Origin of the sequence: Halalkalibacter flavus (genome assembly GCF_036663575.1) — a bacterium.
Taxonomy (GTDB): Bacteria; Bacillota; Bacilli; order Bacillales; family Bacillaceae_D; genus Halalkalibacter; species Halalkalibacter flavus.
Genome location: NZ_JAWRVK010000094.1, coordinates 1 through 2,073 on the forward strand (window position 1 = coordinate 1; position 2,073 = coordinate 2,073).

A 2,073-nucleotide genomic window follows, 5' to 3' on the forward strand; every position below is an offset into this window, starting at 1 on the left:
TACATCTAGGTCAATTTCATCAGCTTTAAAAATTGTAAACTTATGAACCCCAGATTGCATATACCATTCTCCTTTCTGATTTTTAATGAATGAATATATACTCATTGTAAAATCACAAGACTACACTGTCAAACATGCTCACAATCTGGCCCTATACAAAAAGAAAGAGCGCATTCTTTATTCCAGAAAAGCGCCCGATTGCTGAAGATCGTTATAAAAGGAAAATACCTGTCCGTTAGAGCGCAATAAACAATAGGAGCTGCCATGACGACAACTCCTGCTAATTCTACTCAAGCACCCGTTTAAGTGAAGTTAATCACATACATTACACATTTACTTATTATTATATCCATAGAAATAGAGTAACCCACGTTTAAGACTATCAGTCCACTGAATAAAGTCATGACCACCGTTGTATTCATAGTAATTATGTTTATATCCTTTAGCTATTAATACATTTCTAAAGTGTCTATTAGTCAGGAGATTACTCGTCCCACCAAAAAATCGTTGATACTCACTGTGATTTTCCATTGAACCACATTCAATATAAATATTTGATGCTGTTGGTTGTGTATTAGCAATATACCATGATAGATATTCGGTCTCATTAAAATTTTCTGGAGACCAATAGAGTGGTGTTGAGACCATTAACACATTTTTATAAATTTCTGAACGATTAATAGATGTAAATAATGCACCTATACCTGCTAAACTAAATCCACATAAACAGTTATCATCGTTTATATTTAACTTTTTCTTTTCAGTTAAATATGAGGTTAATTCATCAGATAAAAAATTGGAAAACTTTAAATTACAACCCATTTCCTTATCTCTTTTATCGACATTGCCAACCAATGTTACAACTATTGGTTTAATCTGTTTTACCTCGATTAATTGGTCAATTAGGTTTAAAACTGGTACATAATCTGGATTTAATTCACCATCTAAAACGGTAAGAATTGATACCTCATTATCCACATTAATACTTTGCGGTATATAAAGACTTACCTTCCTTTCATTTTTTATACTATCACTCCAAATAGAAAACTCTTCATATTTACCTTTTAGTGGTTTATTTCTAAATTCTAAATTAGCATCATTAATGCCAACTGTTGAGACAACAGGATTATTCTGTGGATATGGAAATTTATTTAAAGGGTCAATAATAAAACCAGCTTCTCTTTCTGCGGCTTTTTTATAGTCAGGTAGAATATCGATAGGATACGTTAAAGGGTCGTTCAGTGATATAAGGTATTGGAACTTTGCATCCTCACTAATTAGATAAGAACGAAACCAGATATTTGTTGAAGGTAACTGTGCCATTTTATTTCTTGCATAGTCCAATCCAGCGGGTCCTAATATAACGACCACATTATTTACTGGTTCAACCTCTTTATACAGAAAAGTAACCAATTTCTTTCCCTGTAGATTAATATCTTCTATTAGTGGGCTTCCTTTTTGAGATATTTCTTCCCAAAAATCATTTATAATTTTATCGTTAATGTTATTCGATATTTCTTTTATTCTCGGACTAAGTATCTCCATAAAATCTCTCCCCTACTAAAACGTTAATGTTTTCAATATCCATACGGATTACACTAATAAATGTTTTGTTATTGTGTAAACCTCCCCTTTAGCTTTTTCCAACAATTAATTGGAATGAGAAATGAGCTGCATCAATTGCAGCCCGTAATTTCACTAACCTCGTTACTTTAAGTACAACCCTTCACAATCTCCAACTATTTTAACATAAATATCCAATTTAACTATTAAGTGTTATTCAATTATCTGGCCCTTTTCATGAAGAAAGAGCTCAATTCTCTTATTCTATAAATGCGCCCGATTGCGGAATAAAAAATTCAGTTATTTTTGAAGAAGTGTAATGTTTCTCTAAAAGTATTTTTAGCTAATTCTTCATTGTATTTAGAAGAGTATGGAACAGTAAATCCGTGTTCACCACTAGCTATATGTACATTTATATTTGGTTTATCTAAAGTTGAAACTAATTCATCTACATTAAATGATTTTTCCACTTTCGGAAAAAATAACACCACCGGACATTTTGGGTATATA

At 31.7% G+C, this 2,073-nt stretch carries 1 protein-coding gene and 1 pseudogene; both read right to left on the reverse strand.

The features are described from left to right. Positions 1-333 precede the first annotated feature (333 nt). Positions 334-1,545 carry an alpha/beta hydrolase gene (locus SAY88_RS24470; RefSeq protein WP_332635053.1) on the reverse strand — a complete coding sequence of 404 codons (1,212 nt, stop codon included), beginning with the start codon at positions 1,543-1,545 and terminating at the stop codon, positions 334-336. Between the two features lie 314 nt (positions 1,546-1,859). Continuing rightward, positions 1,860-2,073 (reverse strand): annotated as a pseudogene (locus SAY88_RS24475) (dienelactone hydrolase family protein); the annotation flags it as partial.